This window comes from Synechococcus sp. PCC 6716 (assembly GCF_022570815.1).
In the GTDB taxonomy this organism is placed as follows: domain Bacteria; phylum Cyanobacteriota; class Cyanobacteriia; order Thermosynechococcales; family Thermosynechococcaceae; genus Thermosynechococcus; species Thermosynechococcus lividus.
In genome coordinates this window covers 1-14,555 of sequence record NZ_JAKLTU010000040.1, presented here as the reverse complement: position 1 = coordinate 14,555, position 14,555 = coordinate 1, and the positions used below count along the sequence as shown (strand labels likewise).

The following is a 14,555-nucleotide window of genomic DNA, read 5'->3' as shown; positions in this document are numbered from 1 at the left end:
CTTCCGATCTCAAAGCTCTTGGCTAGGGCTAATTTCTGCTCGTGGGTTGGATAGGCTCTGAACTTGTACGCTTGCAACATTTAGCGTCTTTGGATGTTACTGATAATATCCTACCAGATAGCAAAGAGGATGTGCTACGCACGTTGATTTATGGGTCGCCATTCATCCCACGATTCACCTGCGGTAGAATCGGCGACTTCTTGCGACATTTGTTAAAAAATCTTAAAGGCTAAAGTTGGTAGAAAAATCTTACAATCGGCGCTCAGGAAGAGCTAGAGGGCTTTCTGGAGCTGGCACAAAAATGATAGAGTACAAAAAATTCCCATTTAAACTGCTGTAAATCCTGTCCTCTTGAGAAGGGAGTATTCATCACTTTGGAGAGCCATAAAGAGAAAATTCTCGTCGTTGACGATGAAGCGAGTATTCGCCGCATCCTCGAAACCCGCCTATCCATGATTGGTTACACCGTGGTTACGGCGGCTGATGGCGAGGAAGCTCTAACCACATTTCGGCACGAACAGCCTGATTTAGTTGTGCTGGACGTGATGATGCCCAAGTTAGATGGCTATGGCGTGTGTCAGGAACTGCGTAAAGAGTCCGACGTGCCGATCATTATGCTCACGGCGTTGGGGGATGTGGCCGATCGCATCACGGGTCTGGAACTTGGGGCAGATGACTATGTGGTCAAGCCCTTTTCGCCCAAGGAACTAGAAGCGCGGATTCGCTCGGTTCTACGGCGCATTGAAAAGACCACCACCTCAGGTATTCCCAGTTCCGGTGTCATTCAGATTGGCAATATTCGCATCGATACCAATAAGCGGCAGGTGTATAAAGGGGATGAGCGCATTCGCCTAACGGGAATGGAGTTTATGCTTTTGGAACTGCTGGTGGGGCGTTCCGGGGAGCCGTTTTCTCGGGGGGAAATTCTTGAGCAGGTATGGGGCTATACGCCGGAGCGGCACGTGGATACCCGGGTCGTAGATGTTCATATCTCCCGACTACGGGCTAAGCTAGAGGAAGATCCCAGTAATCCGGAGTTAATTCTCACGGCGCGGGGGACGGGGTATCTATTTCAGCGCATTATCGAACCCGGTGAAATGCTGAATAAAGCCCAGTAGTTCGTCCTAGTGTGATTCCCTCATCCAGAGGCGGGTATATCATGAAACGCGGCTGGCGATGGTCTGATGTCATTGGCTTAGCAGTGACACTGGTGGCACTCAGCAGTGTGGCCATTATGCAACGGCGATCCCTAGAGACCCTGCAAGACCCATCGGGGCAAGTGCTTACGGAGGCCGAATACCAGCGGCAAACTGCCCAGACCATTGCCCAGATGGAGGCCTTGGCGAAGCTACCAGCCTTGGGGTTTGATAATCTTGTGAGTGATTGGGCGTTCCTACAGTTTTTGCAATTTTTTGGTGACTCTGATGCCCGCCGTGTCACTGGCTATGATCAGGTGCCTGCCTTTTTTCGTGTGATTGTAGCGAAGGATCCGCGCTTTGTCCAAAGCTACCCTTACCTTTCAACGGCAATCACGGTCTATGCCAGTCAGCCCAAAACATCGGTAGAACTCATGGCGCAGGGCTTAACCCATCTCGACCCCCACTATCAACCGAGTGCGTACCTAGTGTGGGTGTTTCGGGCCATGGATGAGTTGCTCTTTTTAGGTCAGGGGCTGGCGGCGGCTCAATCCTACGATCGCGCGGCGGAGTGGGCAGAACTACAAACAGACCCACACATTCGGGAGGCGGCGCCCTACTATCGATCGCTGGCGCAGACCCTCCGCAATGACCCCGATAGTCGCATGGCGCAAATTAACGCTTGGATTTGGGCGTTGGTGAATGCTGTGAGCGATCGCTCCCGCGAAACCGCCATTGAAAATATTGAACGCTTGGGGGGGGAGGTCTCTCGCCTTCCCGATGGCAGTTGGCAAATTCGCCACCCTGAAGATTTGCGGTAACGATCGTGGAGCGCACTATTGCCGAAATTAATGCCAAGATTCGCAGTGGCCATGCTACCGTCTGGACGTTGGCAGAACTCAAAGAACGCCTCGAGAGCCTTACTGTGGCCGAAGCCACCCAGCAGGTGGACGTCATTACAACGGGTACCTTTGAGCCAATGGAGTCCTCCGGTGCCATCATTAACCTTGGCCCGACGGATCCCCCCCTCAAACTGCGGCAGTGCTGGTTAGATGGCATTCCTGCCTACAGTGGCATTGGCGCCGTTGATCTCTATTTGGGAGCGGCGCAGTCTGTGGATCTGAATCCGGAGGGAGGGGAAGCGGATACCCTGCGGGAGCGCGGCGGCGGTCATGTCATTGCGGATTTGATTGCGGGCAAGGCTATCCCATTACGGGCGCTGGGGCACGTCACTGACTGCTATCCGCGCGCCAGTCTGGAAACCATGATTAGCAAGGACACGATTAACCAGTTTTACCTCTACAATCCACGCAATCTGTACCAGAACTTTATTGTTGGGGTCAATGGTGGCGATCGCCCCCTCTATACCTATTTAGGCCCGCTCCAGCCCCAGTTAGGCAATGCGGTTTATGCCAGTAGTGGTGCCCTCTCACCACTGTTAAATGATCCGTACCTGCGCTTAGTGGGCATTGGCACCCGGATTTTTCTTGGGGGTGGCATTGGCTACATTGCCTGGGAGGGAACCCAACACTTCCCGTTACAAAAACGCCTCGCAAACGACACGCCCATTGGCCCAGCGGCAACCCTTGCCCTCATTGGCGATGCCAAGCAGATGGACCCCTTTTGGGTGCGCGGCTGTTACTTCAAAAACTATGGCGCGTCCCTGATGTTAGGGGTGGGGATTCCCCTGCCAGTGCTGGATGAAGAGGTGATTGCTCGCTGCGCCATTCGCGATGAGGACGTGGTGGCGCCAATTATTGATTTTTCAATTCCGCGCCGGGTTCGTCCCACCTTTGGCGTAGTGAACTATGCGCAATTAAAGTCCGGCACTATCAAAATCGACGGGAAAACTGTGCGTACTGCCCCGCTCACCAGTCTTTACTTTGGCCAGCAGATTGCGGAGCGCCTCAAGGAATGGATTCTTAAGGGTGAGTTTACCCTTGCAGAAGCGGTGGCTCCCTTGCCGGGCGATCGCGCCTTTTTGCCCCAACAGTCATGGACCACGCCTAGCACTCGGGAATAATCCATCACCCATCGCGCTCAGCCAGGGTAACGGCCATCAAGCCTCCGAGCAGGGGATAGTGTCGAATGGCGTGAAACCCGGTCGCCTGAATCATGGCACAGAGGTCTGCCGGTTTGGGGAAGGCTTGGATACTTGGCCATAAATAGTCGTACTCAGTGCCAAAATCGTGGGCTTGGGCCGTTGGCACCACCCACTGCTGGAGATACCATGCTTGGAACTGCTCAAGCGCAGGGGACTCGGGGTGGCTGAACTCAAGAATGGCGATCTGTCCTTGGGGTTGCAGGAGCCGGTACATTTCCCGCAATGCCTGCGGAATACTAGCCACATTGCGTAAACCGTAGCCCATGGTAATGGCTGCAAAGGTGCGATCGCCATAGGGAACGGCAAGGGCATCGCCTTGAACCCATTGAATTTGTGGGTACCCTAAACTGCGTTGCTGGGCAATGGCTAGGGGTGCCGCCGCAAAGTCCAAGCCAACCACCTGCCCTTGGCGACCGACCCGCCGTGCCAGTAAGCGGGTCAAATCTCCAGTGCCACAGCACAGGTCTAGCGCCCTAGCTCCCGCTTCTAAGTGTAACCAATCCACCGCCATCTGTTTCCAGACGTGGTGCAAGCCAAAACTTAGGCGATCGTTGAGGCGATCGTACAGCGGGGCAATCCGCTCAAACAATGCCCGAACATCGGTCATCAGAACCTCCAACACCCCCCGCGTGAACAACAGAGGAGGATGTCATCATAAACTACCCCACCGTATCGATGGGGAATTCCGCAACACTCAGCTAACAATGATCCGTGGCTGCGCCGTTTATCATAAAAATTGTGTTCTCCCGACCCGTGGCCGTTCTTCCATCATCGCAACCGGAACCGCTCTATGGCTAGCCTGTTTGATCAAAATTTTCGCTACACCGATCGTGCCCGTGCCATCTTCAAAGAATTACAGCGCAATCTTCACCCTATCTATATGGAGCTCCTAGAGGAGGGATTTTCTCCCCGCGAAATTACAACCTTGGTCACCAGTGCCGCGGCTCAAACGGAACACGCTGCCATCTGCGAATGGGAAGAAGCCACCGTTTGCCCAAGCAGTACCATTGAATCTGAGACCTCCCATAACACTAGTGTCTAAGACAGCAGCGATTCTTGAGATTGAATCCCTCACGGTTCACTATGGGGGAATCTGTGCCCTGACAGAGGTCAGCCTCAGTATTGCCGAGGGGGAATGCATTACCCTAGTGGGCGCAAACGGTGCCGGTAAGACCACACTGCTGCGGGCTATTTCTAAGTTAGTCCCCCTCAGTCAAGGGGTGATTCGTTTTCAAGGACAGTCACTACAGCGGCGATCGCCCCATGAACTCGTCCGCCTAGGCATTGCCCACTGTCCTGAAGGACGGCAGATATTAGCACAACAGGGAGTTCGCGATAACCTTTTGCTGGGTGCCTATACCCGTCATGACCCCATCCAAGTGAAACAGGATCTCGAGCAACAACTCACACGCTTTCCACGCTTGCGGGATCGTCAGCACCAATTGGCGGGCACCCTCAGCGGTGGTGAACAGCAAATGTTAGCCATTGCCCGCGCCCTGATGAGCCGCCCGCGCCTACTCTTGCTCGATGAACCTAGTTTAGGCCTAGCCCCCAATCTGGTGCAGGACATTTTTACGATTTTGGCAGAGCTGCGGCAGCAAGGTATCACAATACTTTTGGTAGAGCAAAATGCTCATCTTGCCCTGCAACTGGGCGATCGCGCCTATGTACTCGAAGCTGGGAAAATTACCTTGAGTGGCACGAGCGCAGAACTGTTGCAGGATGAACGAGTGAAGCAAGCCTATCTCGGATAGTGATATGATTGATAAGCTGGACGTGTGGCTCAGTGGATAGAGCATCAGATTCCGGTTCTGAGGGTCGGGGGTTCGAATCCCTCCACGTCCGTAATGGAGACAAGCCATGAGTGAACAGATCACCGCTAGTGAAGCCAAGCAAATCATGGATATTCTCAAGGAATTGCACGGCGATATGAAAGCGGTCAAGTCTGAACTCCAGGCATTGACCATGGAAGTCAAAGTTAACCAGACGAAGAACGACGAGCAATTTAAGGCGCTCAATGAGAAGGTTGAGGAGTTACGGGATAGGCAGCGGGCGACCGATAACCGTCTGTGGAGTTTCATTGTGGCGTTAATTTTGTTGCTGGCCGGTGGGTTGGTGAAGCTCACACTGTTCGACAAGATATGACCTATGGGCTTCGGTGATAGCCACAATGTTGAGCGATGTGAAAAGAGGAATATCCTGAAGCAAGAGCAAGGAAGAATGATGGCGGCTAAAGGGATTAACTTAAGTAGCCAACGGAAGGCTAAGGCGGTGGCTATCTATGCCGCTACGTTTGTCAGTGGAGGCAAGTCATGAGTGAGCAGATCGCAGCCAGTGAAGCCAAGCAAATCATGGATTTACTACAATCCATGGATAAGAAGCTAGATGTCCACATCGCTAGAACGGATGAGCAATTCAAAACGGTGAAGGCTGAAATTAAGGCGCTAGATGACAAGGTTGAGGCGTTCCGCTCTGAGCTGCGAGACAATGTTACCGAGCTACGTAGCCAACAGAAGACGACGGATGCAAGGTTATGGGCGTTCATTGTGGGGCTGGTCACTCTAGTGGGTGGTAGCGTGATTAAGGTGCTCTGGTTTGACCGTGCCTAAAAAGAGCCATCAACACGAAAGCAGCACAGATCACGGCGAATCCCGTGAATTAGCTGATACTGAGCTACTATTCCAGACATCCTCTCAGTTTGCTGCACACAGTGCCAGACCCCGTTCACAGATTGTTTTGGCATACTCTGTCCAGCGACCACTGCCCCAGTAGCGAAAACAACTGGTTTGGGAGGTCAACAGATAAAGCAGCGCTTCTTGGTACTCCGCTGTTTGGGTGATCTGGGGATCTGCTGCAACTAACGGATCGTAGCGACGATGGAACTCACGACTAAGCTGCTCCATGGGTTGCAGCACGGTTTCGTAACCCTTGACCCAACTAATGTGGTTTGTCCACGATGTGCCGGCCATCGAAAAGTGGGGGTCAGTGGCACTCAGCTGGGCGATCGCTACCGCCACTGCCTCCGGTGTACAGGAGGTGCTATCGACGTATTGCCAGAGTTTGTGCTGCTGTACCGCTTGCACGCGCGGAAACTGCGCAGCAGTGATCCCCTTGGCGGCTAATAGGGTAAGGTATTCACTGCCGTTGAGTCCCACAACCCCTGCTGCTGCCTGTGCTTTTAGCTCGTGCCACACCGGCATAAAGTCGCGGGGATACTCATTCATCATCACACCGCCATTTTCACCATCTGCAATTTGGGTCACACAGGGCGGGGCGATCGCCCCAGACCAATGGGTCGCCAGATGCTTCGCCTCATGGTAGGGCTGCATCTGCGCCACCAGCTTCGTATCTGACCCTTGGGTTTTAATCAACACGGTGATCTCGCTAACCTCGCCCTGAGAATTCCGCGCCACTAGACGATTGGGTACGTATTTTGCCGTGGCACTCAGGGGTGAGCCATCCAACTGCTCAACACTGTGCTCCTGCACCAACAACCAACGATAGCCGCAGCGTTTGAGGCATTCCACGAGTGTAAACAGGGTATCAGGGTGATTGGGCAAGTGCATTTCCGGCAGCGAAAATCCCTGTACCCGCTGCAGCGCCTCAACCCCAAATAAAGCCACAAACTGATGCTGCCAAGCACGCAGGTGTAACTCAATGTCAGGGATCGGAGTAGAGGGAATAACCGCGTGCCCCCAGCAGGTGCCAAGCCACTCCACGTAAGGCGCATAAGTCGCCTCTACCGTAATGCGGCGCAGAGCATCCAGCACCCCCTCCTGACCCATTTGCTGAAGTCCCCACAGTAAATTCCCGGAGTAGTCCAGCATAATGCGGGGCTGACAGCCCTCAGCCACAAGCTCTGGAATCCAGTCCCCCATACGTTGATAACACCAGAGGAAGGTTTGGGCGTTATGGTTATCCCCTTCGTGGGGGTGCTCCAGCATATACTGCAAGTGGCTGATCAAACGGCCATCATGTCCGGCGGGAATGGTTGGTTGATGCATGTGTAGGGCACAGGCGAAGCCCGCCCGAATGATACTGTAGTCCGATGGCACAAGGGGTTCGCTGGGTCGGAGGGCAGCCAGTTGCGCCTCCCAGCCACTCAGAATGGGTTGCCCCACTGGGGTAACCGCAGGCCATGGGAAAGAAAGATAGGGCATGACTTACGCTCGAAACACTTGGGCGGGGTCGAGACGCATCACCTTTTGCACAGCTAACAGTGATGCACTGACACACATCACCACCGTAGTACTAAAAACCGCGATCGCAAGCTGCGGCGTAATAATAATTTGAATAGCCCGTGCCTGCATGGTCCACATCCCTAGACCCAAACATAGCCCCAAGCCGGGCAAATAGCCAAGCACCGCCATCCACAATGCCTGCTCAATGATAATCCGGTATAGGTACCAGTCAGAAGCACCCATCGCCTTAAGGGTGCCATACTCCTGTAGGCGATCGCTCACAGAGGAGTACAGAATCTGACTCACAATCACCACACCCACAATCATCCCAACACCTGCCCCAAGCCCCAAAATAAAGCCAACACTGGTGCTGGCCAACCAATAGCGCCGAGTCAGCAGTGTCAGCTCCGCCGAACTGAGAACTGTATGGTTAGGTAAAGCTGCCTTGAGGCGCTGCTGCAGGTCAGCCAAGCTAGTCTCTGGAGACGCTTTGACCATCACGTAGGTAATGCGGCTGCTGGGTTCAATCAAGGGCAAAAAGGTAGGAGGCGGCTCCTTCTCATCAAAACGGGGAAAGTTCAGGTACAGGTTTGCTGTTTCTAACGATGTAAAAACATAAGGACTCGACACAATGGACTTAACCCCCCGCGTCCAGCCCAGCACCACCGCTGGATAGTTATTAATCTTAGCTGTTTGGTCTAGGGCAGTAATTGATAGGGCATCGAGGTCAATTTGATCCACCAGCACGGTGTAGGGCTTTTCTAATTCTGTTACCGAAGCGCCAGCTACCGTCCGCAACGGCAGTAATGAGCCTGTAGGTTCAAGACCGATGATCTGTACCGGATCAATATTAGCTGTTTCAGATCGCCGCCAAATGGCAGACTGCATCAGCAGAGGCTCCGCTGAGGCTACACCCTCCACCGATTTGGCATCAATGACCGTTTGATACTCAATGGGCAATGTTAAGCCAAAGTAGCGTAGCTCACTGGAGGCAATCCAAACATCTGCCTCGCTTTGGTTAATGAGCAGGGTTGCCGAACGGCCAAAGCCCTCCAGTAAGCCTGCTTGAATCGTGACTAGGCTGACCGCAAAGGTAATCCCCAGTTGAGCCACCAAAAAGCGGCTAAAGTCCTCTAACAGGTTTTTACGGGCAAGAGAAACCATTGCGCTATTATACTCTGTTTACTCTGTGGGGGGCACCTGTGTTTCCGCCTCCAGCCAACCCAGATAGGCAGATGAACCTGCAATGATAGGCAGGGCAATGATTTCTGGAACCTCGTAGGAGTGCCACTCCTGAAGGCGATCGCGCACCTGCGGAAACAGAGCATAGCGGGTTTTAATGAGCAATTGCCACTCCCTGTCCTGATGAACCTCTCCCTGCCAGCGATACATCGACTGAATAGGATAAATTTGTACACAGGCAGCGAGCCGAGCTTGCACCAGTTGCTGAGCTAACAGTGTTGCGTCCGCCTCTGTAGCAGTGGTTACAATGACAACACAGTACTGATAGATACTCGCCATAGCTCAACAACCGGCTCCTATCCGATACCCCCCAGCCCAACCTCTAATGGATATAGTAGTTGCCCGCAGGAATGTAAGGCGTTGGGTAAGCACACATAGGAGGCGATGGAGGATAGCCGGGATAACTCATACTTTGGATCATCACTGTTCCGGGCATACAGGCAACAGGCATCAAACCATTTTGTGCCATCACCTGATATGCTACTGGATTTCCTGTTTGCATGGTAGGAGGAAATACAGGAGGATAAACGGCGGGAGGGTATAAAATTGGTACTGGGGCAGTAGTAGTGTTAGGAACAACAATAAATAAACAACGTGCTCAACGCCTTACGGCATCAAAGGTAGAGGCACCCGCAGCGGCGATCGCCACCATCAGATCCCCCTCCCCTGTCGATAACCAATCTCTCAATTCCCAGGCCAACAAGACCGATAGCGCCTCATGTCGCATCAGTTGTGGATTGTCCATTGGTTTCTTGAACCCGCGAACCACCGCTTGAAAATGGTCATTGGCCTTACCCAAGTCATGAAGAAACGCCGCCAGCCGCGCCGTAGCCCGCAAGGTTGCAAAATCCTGAGATAGCCCAAACTGCTTGATTAATCCATTGCCCAATTCATCAAGTAAGGTCGTCACTGCTTCCACAACAGCCGCCGTATGTCCAGTCAGGGTATAGGCCCCTCTCCACGGCGTTTCCTTGGATTTTGCTAATAGCAGTTTGGCAAGTCTCCATCATGATCGCTGGGAATAAACGCCTTGCCTTTGATGTTTAGGCGTTCCAATCCCTTCTGGCATGACTCTAGAAAATATCGCGGTACATCCGCATGATCGATGGCTTCTAGCTTAAACGTCACCAGCCTAGATGCCAACGTATCACTGGCTGCGGGCAATGTGATTCTCGGTTGAACCAAGCGAATCAGATGACCTCGAATATCCAAAACCTGATTTTGAAAAAAACGGTACCAAAGCTGCATTTGGTCTGATGGGCATCGCAACCTAAAGCGAGAGCTGCGGTTGAGATAAATCATGCCTCCTCGATCCGGTATGCCAGAAATAGTGCATAGCCGCACCTCAGCAGGTAAATCTTTGGAGAATGCCTCTTCGGCAGAGCCTTGCAGCACCTGTTTTAGGGCTGAGTACAGAGCATACCCATGATCCGCAGGCAACGTTTTGCCAACCAGTGCAAACCGAATTTCCACAAAGTTCACTGCTTATTTCTCCTGAAGGCCATGGCTTATGGGGCTACTCTAAGAATGATCCTTGTTAACTCAGGACTGACTTGCGCCTCCCATGGTATGAATTTTAAGGAAATTTGTTCCTTGGGGAGTTTGGGCAGGGAGACCCGCCATGATCAAAATTTTCTCCCCTGTGGCGGCTATGCCACGTTCTTGGAGTTGGGCTTCGGCAGTGGCAATCATGCCTTCAAAGGTCAGGGGCAAGGTGTCAAGCAAAATCGGTTTGACCCCCCAGAGTAAGTTCATCCAGTGATAGACCCGTGGGCGATCAGTAAAGGCTACAATAATGCACTTAACGCGCTCACCAGAAGCAATTGTGGCGGTGTATCCGGTTTCCGTAAAGCAGGCGATCGCCTTCAACTCCAAAATATTATCAATCGTAGATAGCGCCTCACCTAGGGCATGGGTTTCATCATTGCGGTAGGCGGGCATATTTTCAAAATTTAACTGAGGTTCCACATCCGCAGCAATGCGCGCTAGCATCTGGACGGCGCGCACCGGAAACGCTCCCACGGCCGACTCCCCTGAGAGCATCACTGCATCGGTACCATCCAAAATGGCATTGGCAACATCACTGACTTCGGCACGGGTCGGACGGGGGTTGTGGATCATACTCTCCAGCATTTGCGTGGCAGTAATGACGGGAATAGAGCGGTAGTTACACTCACGGATAATTTGTTTTTGCAGCAGCGGTACTTTTTCCACCCGCATTTCCACCCCCAGATCACCGCGAGCCACCATAATGGCATCGGCAACCCCCAAAATCGCCGTTAGGTTTTCTACGGCTTGAGGCTTTTCAATTTTAGCCAAGATGGGCATATCACTGGCACCATGAGCCGCCAAGAATTCCCGCAATTCCCACAAATCTTCTGCACGGCGCACAAAACTAAGGGAAATAATATCTACCCCTTGGGCAATACCAAAGAGAATATCCTGCCGATCTTTTTCCGTTAGGGATGGTAACCGCAGGTTTAAGTCGGGTAAATTGACCCCTTTGCGACTTTTGAGGGTACCGCCCTGCACCACCCGACAGGTTACTACCTTTTCGGCAACGGCTTCCACCACTAATTCCATTAACCCATCATCGAGCAGCACCTGCATTCCGGGCTGAGCTTCTTCAGCAAGGTAGGGGTAGTCAATCCCAATGCCGCTGGTGCTCTCCGTTGCTTCTGCTAAGGGCAATAAATTAACCTGCGCCCCTTCCACCAGTTCAACAGAGCCGGATGGTAGCTGTCCGACCCGAATTTTGGGGCCTTGCAGATCTTGGAGCAGCGTTAGGGGGGTTGCCTGCTCATTCGCCACCTGCCGCAGTAGGGTAATAGTTTCGGCATGATCGCGATAATCGCCATGGGAGAAGTTTAGCCGCGCTACACTCATCCCCGCCGCGAGCAGTTGCGCGATGATGTCGCGGGAGCGGCTGGCAGGTCCGATGGTGGCGACAATTTTTGTCCGACGAAAGGAGAAGGTCATGGAAGCAACCTGCAAAACTTACTACTCACTATAGGGGGAGACCTTTAGCCCGCAGGGTAACCTAGACTGCACCTTGCCTTAAATTTTTGCTAAACATCCTCGACCAGATTTTGGCGTTGCTGAATAGACGTATAACTTTCGGGTTTGAGTCTTTCGCCGCCCTCACCCTAGCCCTCTCCCAACGGAGAGGGAATAAGACTCTTAGCTCCCTTCTCCCCAAGGAGAAGGGTTGGGGATGAGGGAATTCATAGCCACAGTCAGTAACACCCAGATTTTCAACAGCCGCAGCCTCTCTTAACTGTGGTAATTTGAGCTCATCTTCACTGAGTCATCTATCGCAACACATGGTTGGCTATCTAATTTCCTTGGGTATCTTTACCGCAACCTTTGCCCTCTTTAGTTTGGGCTTAAATTTACAGTGGGGCTACACAGGGCTGATTAACTTTGGCCATGTGGGGTTTTTGGCCTTAGGCTCCTACACCACGATTTTGCTGGGGATTGCTGGGGTGCCGATGCTCTTTGCGGTTCTAGCAGGTGTGATTCTGGCAATGGGGCTGGGGTTTGTGATGGGGATTGCTACCCTGCGCCTACGGGAGGACTATTTGGCCATTGTCACAATTGGGATGGCGGAAATTGTCCGTCTGGTTGCCCTGAATGAAGATTGGCTGACCCGGGGTGGGCGGGGGGTCTATGGCTTTCCGTTACCTTTGGCACAGTTTGATCCGAATCTGCCGACTAAGCTGGGGATGATTGCCATTTTCTGGGGGGTAGTGGTGGCCGCAGCAGCGCAGTGGTGGCAGTGGTTAGAGCGCCAGTACAGTCGGGGGCGATCGCTCCCCCCTTGGGGACTGCCTGCCTACGCTGCTCTACTGGTTGCGGGGTCTGTGGGGTTGTGGCTGACCCTTGAACCACTGAGTTTAGGGCGTGGCCTTGCTATAGCACCGTTGGTGGTCACCCTGATCACCCTTGGCGGGGCGATCGCGCTGTTGGGTGGTCAATGGCGTGGGGTTCCAATCGTGCCCATAGGCTTAACTACCTTAGCGGCAGCGCTGGTGGGACTGGTGGTGCAAGCCTTAACCCTTGGCCTGTGGGATTTTAGCTATCGGGCTGGCCTGCTGTGGTTGTTAGTGTTGGTGCTAGCGATTGTGGTGTGGCAATTGGAGCGCTGGATCCATTCTCCGTGGGGACGAGTGCTCAAAGCCATTCGTGAAGATGAAGAGGTGGCCAAGGCGCTGGGTAAAAACGTGTTTGCGTATAAAATGCAGTCCTTGATGCTGGGAGGGGCGATCGCGGCAGTAGCGGGGTCATTTTATGCGTGGCAACTGACCTTTGTGAACCCCGATGGCTTTGTTTCCCTCATTACTTTTCAGGCATGGACTATTGTGGTGCTCGGCGGTGCTGGCAATAATATGGGTACCCTCTTAGGTGCCACTCTGTTTTGGGCCTATACTGCCTTAACACGCTTTATTCCCCTAGATGGGGGTCGCCTCGAAGCCTTGCGGATGATGCTCATTGGTGTGCTCTTGATCCTCTTGATGATGTGGCGACCACAGGGTATTTTGGGCAAAAAGGAGGAACTCAGCCTTGGTCGATGAACCATCCATTGCACCTGTTTCCAGTGGAGTCACTCAGTCACCTGACCCCAACCTGCTGGTGGCAACGGGATTGTGCAAGTGCTTTGGAGGCATTCATGCCGTCGATCATGCCGAAATTTCAGTGGCTCGCAATAGTATCACGGGTCTGATTGGTCCCAACGGCGCAGGCAAAACAACCCTCTTTAACCTGCTTTGCAATTTTATTCCCCCCGATCAAGGCCGGGTGATCTTTGACGGTGAACCCATTAGCCATTTACCCCCCCACCAAGTGGCGCTGCAGGGGCTACTGCGCACCTTTCAGGTACCGCGGGTACTGTCCCGGCTGTCGGTTCTAGAAAATATGCTCTTGGCGGCTCCCCGGCAAACCGGTGAACAATTCTGGAATAGTTGGCTCAAGCCCCTGCGCATTCGCCAAGAAGAACAAGAGTTACGGCAGCGTGCTTGGCATCTTTTAGAGTCTGTTGGACTAGCGGCTAAAGCCAATGACTATGCCGGTGCCCTTTCCGGTGGTCAGCGCAAACTCTTGGAAATGGCACGGGTGATGATGCATCGCCCGCGGCTTGTTCTGTTGGACGAGCCAGCGGCTGGTGTTAACCCTACCCTCATTAATCAAATCTGCGAGTATATTCTTCAGTGGAATCAACAGGATGGTGTCACCTTCCTGATTATTGAGCACAATATGGATGTCATAATGTCTTTGTGTCATCACATCTGGGTATTGGCAGAAGGTAAAAACCTTGCGGATGGCTCTCCCAGTGAGATTCAAACGAATCCTGATGTCTTGACAGCGTACCTAGGACAGTAAACTTCCCCGCCCTAGAAGGGTGAGGCTTTCTGTAGCCCTCCAGCTATCTCGCAAGCTAGCCAGGAGCCTCCAGGCAGCGTTACGGACTGCCCCAAAAGCGCAATATTGATTGCGCCATTTAGGTCTGCATCACCAATCCATCCGCAATGCCCACACTTGAACTTTTTTTCAGTTCTCAGCCCAATATGCAAGCAACAATGGCAGGTTTGACTGGTATAGGCGGGTGGTACAGCAACCACCTCAACTCCTTCCTTGATACCCTTGTATTCCAAGAATTGTCGCAACTGATAGAACGCCCAACTGTTAGACCGTCTCCGCTCGGTCGTGTTTCTCGGTTGCTGGTTGATTCTATCTCGAATGCCTGTCAAATCCTCGATAGCAACAATGGCATGGAGGTGTTTTGCTTCACGAATGATGGATGCACTGATGGAATGATTGAGCCATCGCTGAAAACGTCTCTCCCTCCCCGACAGCCGTTGCAGGATTTGTCGGCATCTACGCCGACTCGACCGT

At 52.9% G+C, this 14,555-nt stretch carries 18 protein-coding genes and 1 tRNA gene; 10 read left to right on the top strand and 9 right to left on the bottom strand.

The window, feature by feature from the left end:
- The coding region (locus tag L5220_RS13060) for a helix-turn-helix domain-containing protein (RefSeq protein WP_499574055.1) at positions 1-80 on the bottom strand (80 nt) is incomplete at its 3' end.
- Between the two features lie 294 nt (positions 81-374).
- On the opposite strand from L5220_RS13060, the gene rpaB reads away from it, so the two are divergent.
- From rpaB to L5220_RS13045, 3 genes are read left to right on the top strand one after another with little or no spacing between them, the layout of a single operon-like run.
- The gene (rpaB, locus tag L5220_RS13055) at positions 375-1,118 is read left to right on the top strand and encodes a response regulator transcription factor RpaB (RefSeq protein ID WP_198406053.1); all 744 of its coding nucleotides are present in this window, start codon (positions 375-377) and stop codon (positions 1,116-1,118) included.
- Positions 1,119-1,159: 41 nt separating this feature from the next.
- Positions 1,160-1,957: a hypothetical protein gene (locus L5220_RS13050; protein ID WP_499574050.1), complete on the top strand. Its 798-nt coding sequence runs from the start codon at positions 1,160-1,162 to the stop codon at positions 1,955-1,957.
- 5 nt (positions 1,958-1,962) lie between these two features.
- Complete coding sequence (locus L5220_RS13045; RefSeq protein ID WP_448527891.1) at positions 1,963-3,159, top strand: homocysteine biosynthesis protein; 1,197 nt, start codon at positions 1,963-1,965, stop codon at positions 3,157-3,159.
- Between the two features lie 4 nt (positions 3,160-3,163).
- Here L5220_RS13045 and ubiE read toward each other — a convergent pair whose 3' ends face one another.
- Positions 3,164-3,847, bottom strand: a complete 684-nt coding sequence (ubiE, locus tag L5220_RS13040; RefSeq protein ID WP_499574048.1) for a bifunctional demethylmenaquinone methyltransferase/2-methoxy-6-polyprenyl-1,4-benzoquinol methylase UbiE — start codon at positions 3,845-3,847, stop codon at positions 3,164-3,166.
- Positions 3,848-4,030: 183 nt separating this feature from the next.
- Between ubiE and L5220_RS13035 the strand changes: the two genes are divergently transcribed.
- From L5220_RS13035 to L5220_RS13015, 5 genes are all read left to right on the top strand, one after another.
- Complete coding sequence (locus tag L5220_RS13035) at positions 4,031-4,282, top strand: hypothetical protein (protein WP_448527893.1); 252 nt, start codon at positions 4,031-4,033, stop codon at positions 4,280-4,282.
- A complete protein-coding gene (locus L5220_RS13030) occupies positions 4,275-4,994 on the top strand; it encodes an ABC transporter ATP-binding protein (RefSeq protein WP_499574046.1) in 720 nt (239 codons plus the stop codon). The genes L5220_RS13035 and L5220_RS13030 overlap by 8 nt, the downstream gene beginning before the upstream one ends.
- Before the next feature lie 18 nt (positions 4,995-5,012).
- Positions 5,013-5,085 (top strand) — tRNA-Arg (locus L5220_RS13025).
- Positions 5,086-5,100: 15 nt separating this feature from the next.
- Positions 5,101-5,385: a hemagglutinin gene (locus tag L5220_RS13020; RefSeq protein WP_448513651.1), complete on the top strand. Its 285-nt coding sequence runs from the start codon at positions 5,101-5,103 to the stop codon at positions 5,383-5,385.
- A 167-nt stretch (positions 5,386-5,552) separates the two neighbouring features.
- Entirely contained in the window at positions 5,553-5,849 is a 297-nt protein-coding gene (locus L5220_RS13015; protein ID WP_499574044.1) for a hemagglutinin, read from the top strand.
- An 84-nt stretch (positions 5,850-5,933) separates the two neighbouring features.
- On the opposite strand, the gene L5220_RS13010 is transcribed toward L5220_RS13015, so the two are convergent.
- From L5220_RS13010 to pyk, 6 genes are all read right to left on the bottom strand, one after another.
- On the bottom strand, positions 5,934-7,400 hold the full coding sequence (locus L5220_RS13010; protein WP_499574042.1) for a polysaccharide deacetylase family protein: 1,467 nt from the start codon (positions 7,398-7,400) through the stop codon (positions 5,934-5,936).
- Positions 7,401-7,403: 3 nt separating this feature from the next.
- Complete coding sequence (locus tag L5220_RS13005; RefSeq protein WP_448527897.1) at positions 7,404-8,585, bottom strand: FtsX-like permease family protein; 1,182 nt, start codon at positions 8,583-8,585, stop codon at positions 7,404-7,406.
- An 18-nt stretch (positions 8,586-8,603) separates the two neighbouring features.
- Complete coding sequence (gene cutA / locus L5220_RS13000; RefSeq protein WP_099799658.1) at positions 8,604-8,942, bottom strand: divalent-cation tolerance protein CutA; 339 nt, start codon at positions 8,940-8,942, stop codon at positions 8,604-8,606.
- Between the two features lie 319 nt (positions 8,943-9,261).
- Positions 9,262-9,654 (bottom strand): CRISPR-associated endonuclease Cas3'', encoded by a 393-nt coding sequence (locus tag L5220_RS12995; protein WP_499574053.1) that lies wholly within the window; start codon positions 9,652-9,654, stop codon positions 9,262-9,264.
- Positions 9,645-10,136 carry a type I-MYXAN CRISPR-associated protein Cas6/Cmx6 gene (locus L5220_RS12990; protein WP_499574041.1) on the bottom strand — a complete coding sequence of 164 codons (492 nt, stop codon included), beginning with the start codon at positions 10,134-10,136 and terminating at the stop codon, positions 9,645-9,647. Before L5220_RS12990 ends, L5220_RS12995 begins: the two co-directional genes overlap by 10 nt.
- Before the next feature lie 69 nt (positions 10,137-10,205).
- A complete protein-coding gene (pyk, locus tag L5220_RS12985) occupies positions 10,206-11,642 on the bottom strand; it encodes a pyruvate kinase (protein WP_099799657.1) in 1,437 nt (478 codons plus the stop codon).
- A 344-nt stretch (positions 11,643-11,986) separates the two neighbouring features.
- On the opposite strand from pyk, the gene L5220_RS12980 reads away from it, so the two are divergent.
- Both L5220_RS12980 and L5220_RS12975 read left to right on the top strand, forming a co-directional pair.
- The gene (locus L5220_RS12980; protein WP_499574040.1) at positions 11,987-13,237 is read left to right on the top strand and encodes an ABC transporter permease subunit; all 1,251 of its coding nucleotides are present in this window, start codon (positions 11,987-11,989) and stop codon (positions 13,235-13,237) included.
- A complete protein-coding gene (locus tag L5220_RS12975; RefSeq protein WP_499574038.1) occupies positions 13,227-14,042 on the top strand; it encodes an ABC transporter ATP-binding protein in 816 nt (271 codons plus the stop codon). The genes L5220_RS12980 and L5220_RS12975 overlap by 11 nt, the downstream gene beginning before the upstream one ends.
- An 11-nt stretch (positions 14,043-14,053) precedes the next feature.
- Here the strand turns inward: L5220_RS12975 and L5220_RS12970 are convergent.
- Positions 14,054-14,555, bottom strand: a 502-nt coding sequence (locus L5220_RS12970) for an RNA-guided endonuclease InsQ/TnpB family protein (protein WP_499574036.1), incomplete at its 5' end; no start/stop codon positions are given.

Bases quoted from the DNA above. Each gene is read 5' to 3' on its own strand.
- L5220_RS13050 (WP_499574050.1), top strand. From the start codon at position 1,160: ATGAAACGCGGCTGGCGATGGTCTGATGTCATTGGCTTAGCAGTGACA.
- ubiE (WP_499574048.1), bottom strand. From the start codon at position 3,847: ATGACCGATGTTCGGGCATTGTTTGAGCGGATTGCCCCGCTGTACGAT.
- L5220_RS13035 (WP_448527893.1), top strand. From the start codon at position 4,031: ATGGCTAGCCTGTTTGATCAAAATTTTCGCTACACCGATCGTGCCCGT.
- L5220_RS13020 (WP_448513651.1), top strand. From the start codon at position 5,101: ATGAGTGAACAGATCACCGCTAGTGAAGCCAAGCAAATCATGGATATT.
- L5220_RS13015 (WP_499574044.1), top strand. From the start codon at position 5,553: ATGAGTGAGCAGATCGCAGCCAGTGAAGCCAAGCAAATCATGGATTTA.
- L5220_RS13010 (WP_499574042.1), bottom strand. From the start codon at position 7,400: ATGCCCTATCTTTCTTTCCCATGGCCTGCGGTTACCCCAGTGGGGCAA.
- L5220_RS13005 (WP_448527897.1), bottom strand. From the start codon at position 8,585: ATGGTTTCTCTTGCCCGTAAAAACCTGTTAGAGGACTTTAGCCGCTTT.
- cutA (WP_099799658.1), bottom strand. From the start codon at position 8,942: ATGGCGAGTATCTATCAGTACTGTGTTGTCATTGTAACCACTGCTACA.
- pyk (WP_099799657.1), bottom strand. From the start codon at position 11,642: ATGACCTTCTCCTTTCGTCGGACAAAAATTGTCGCCACCATCGGACCT.
- L5220_RS12980 (WP_499574040.1), top strand. From the start codon at position 11,987: ATGGTTGGCTATCTAATTTCCTTGGGTATCTTTACCGCAACCTTTGCC.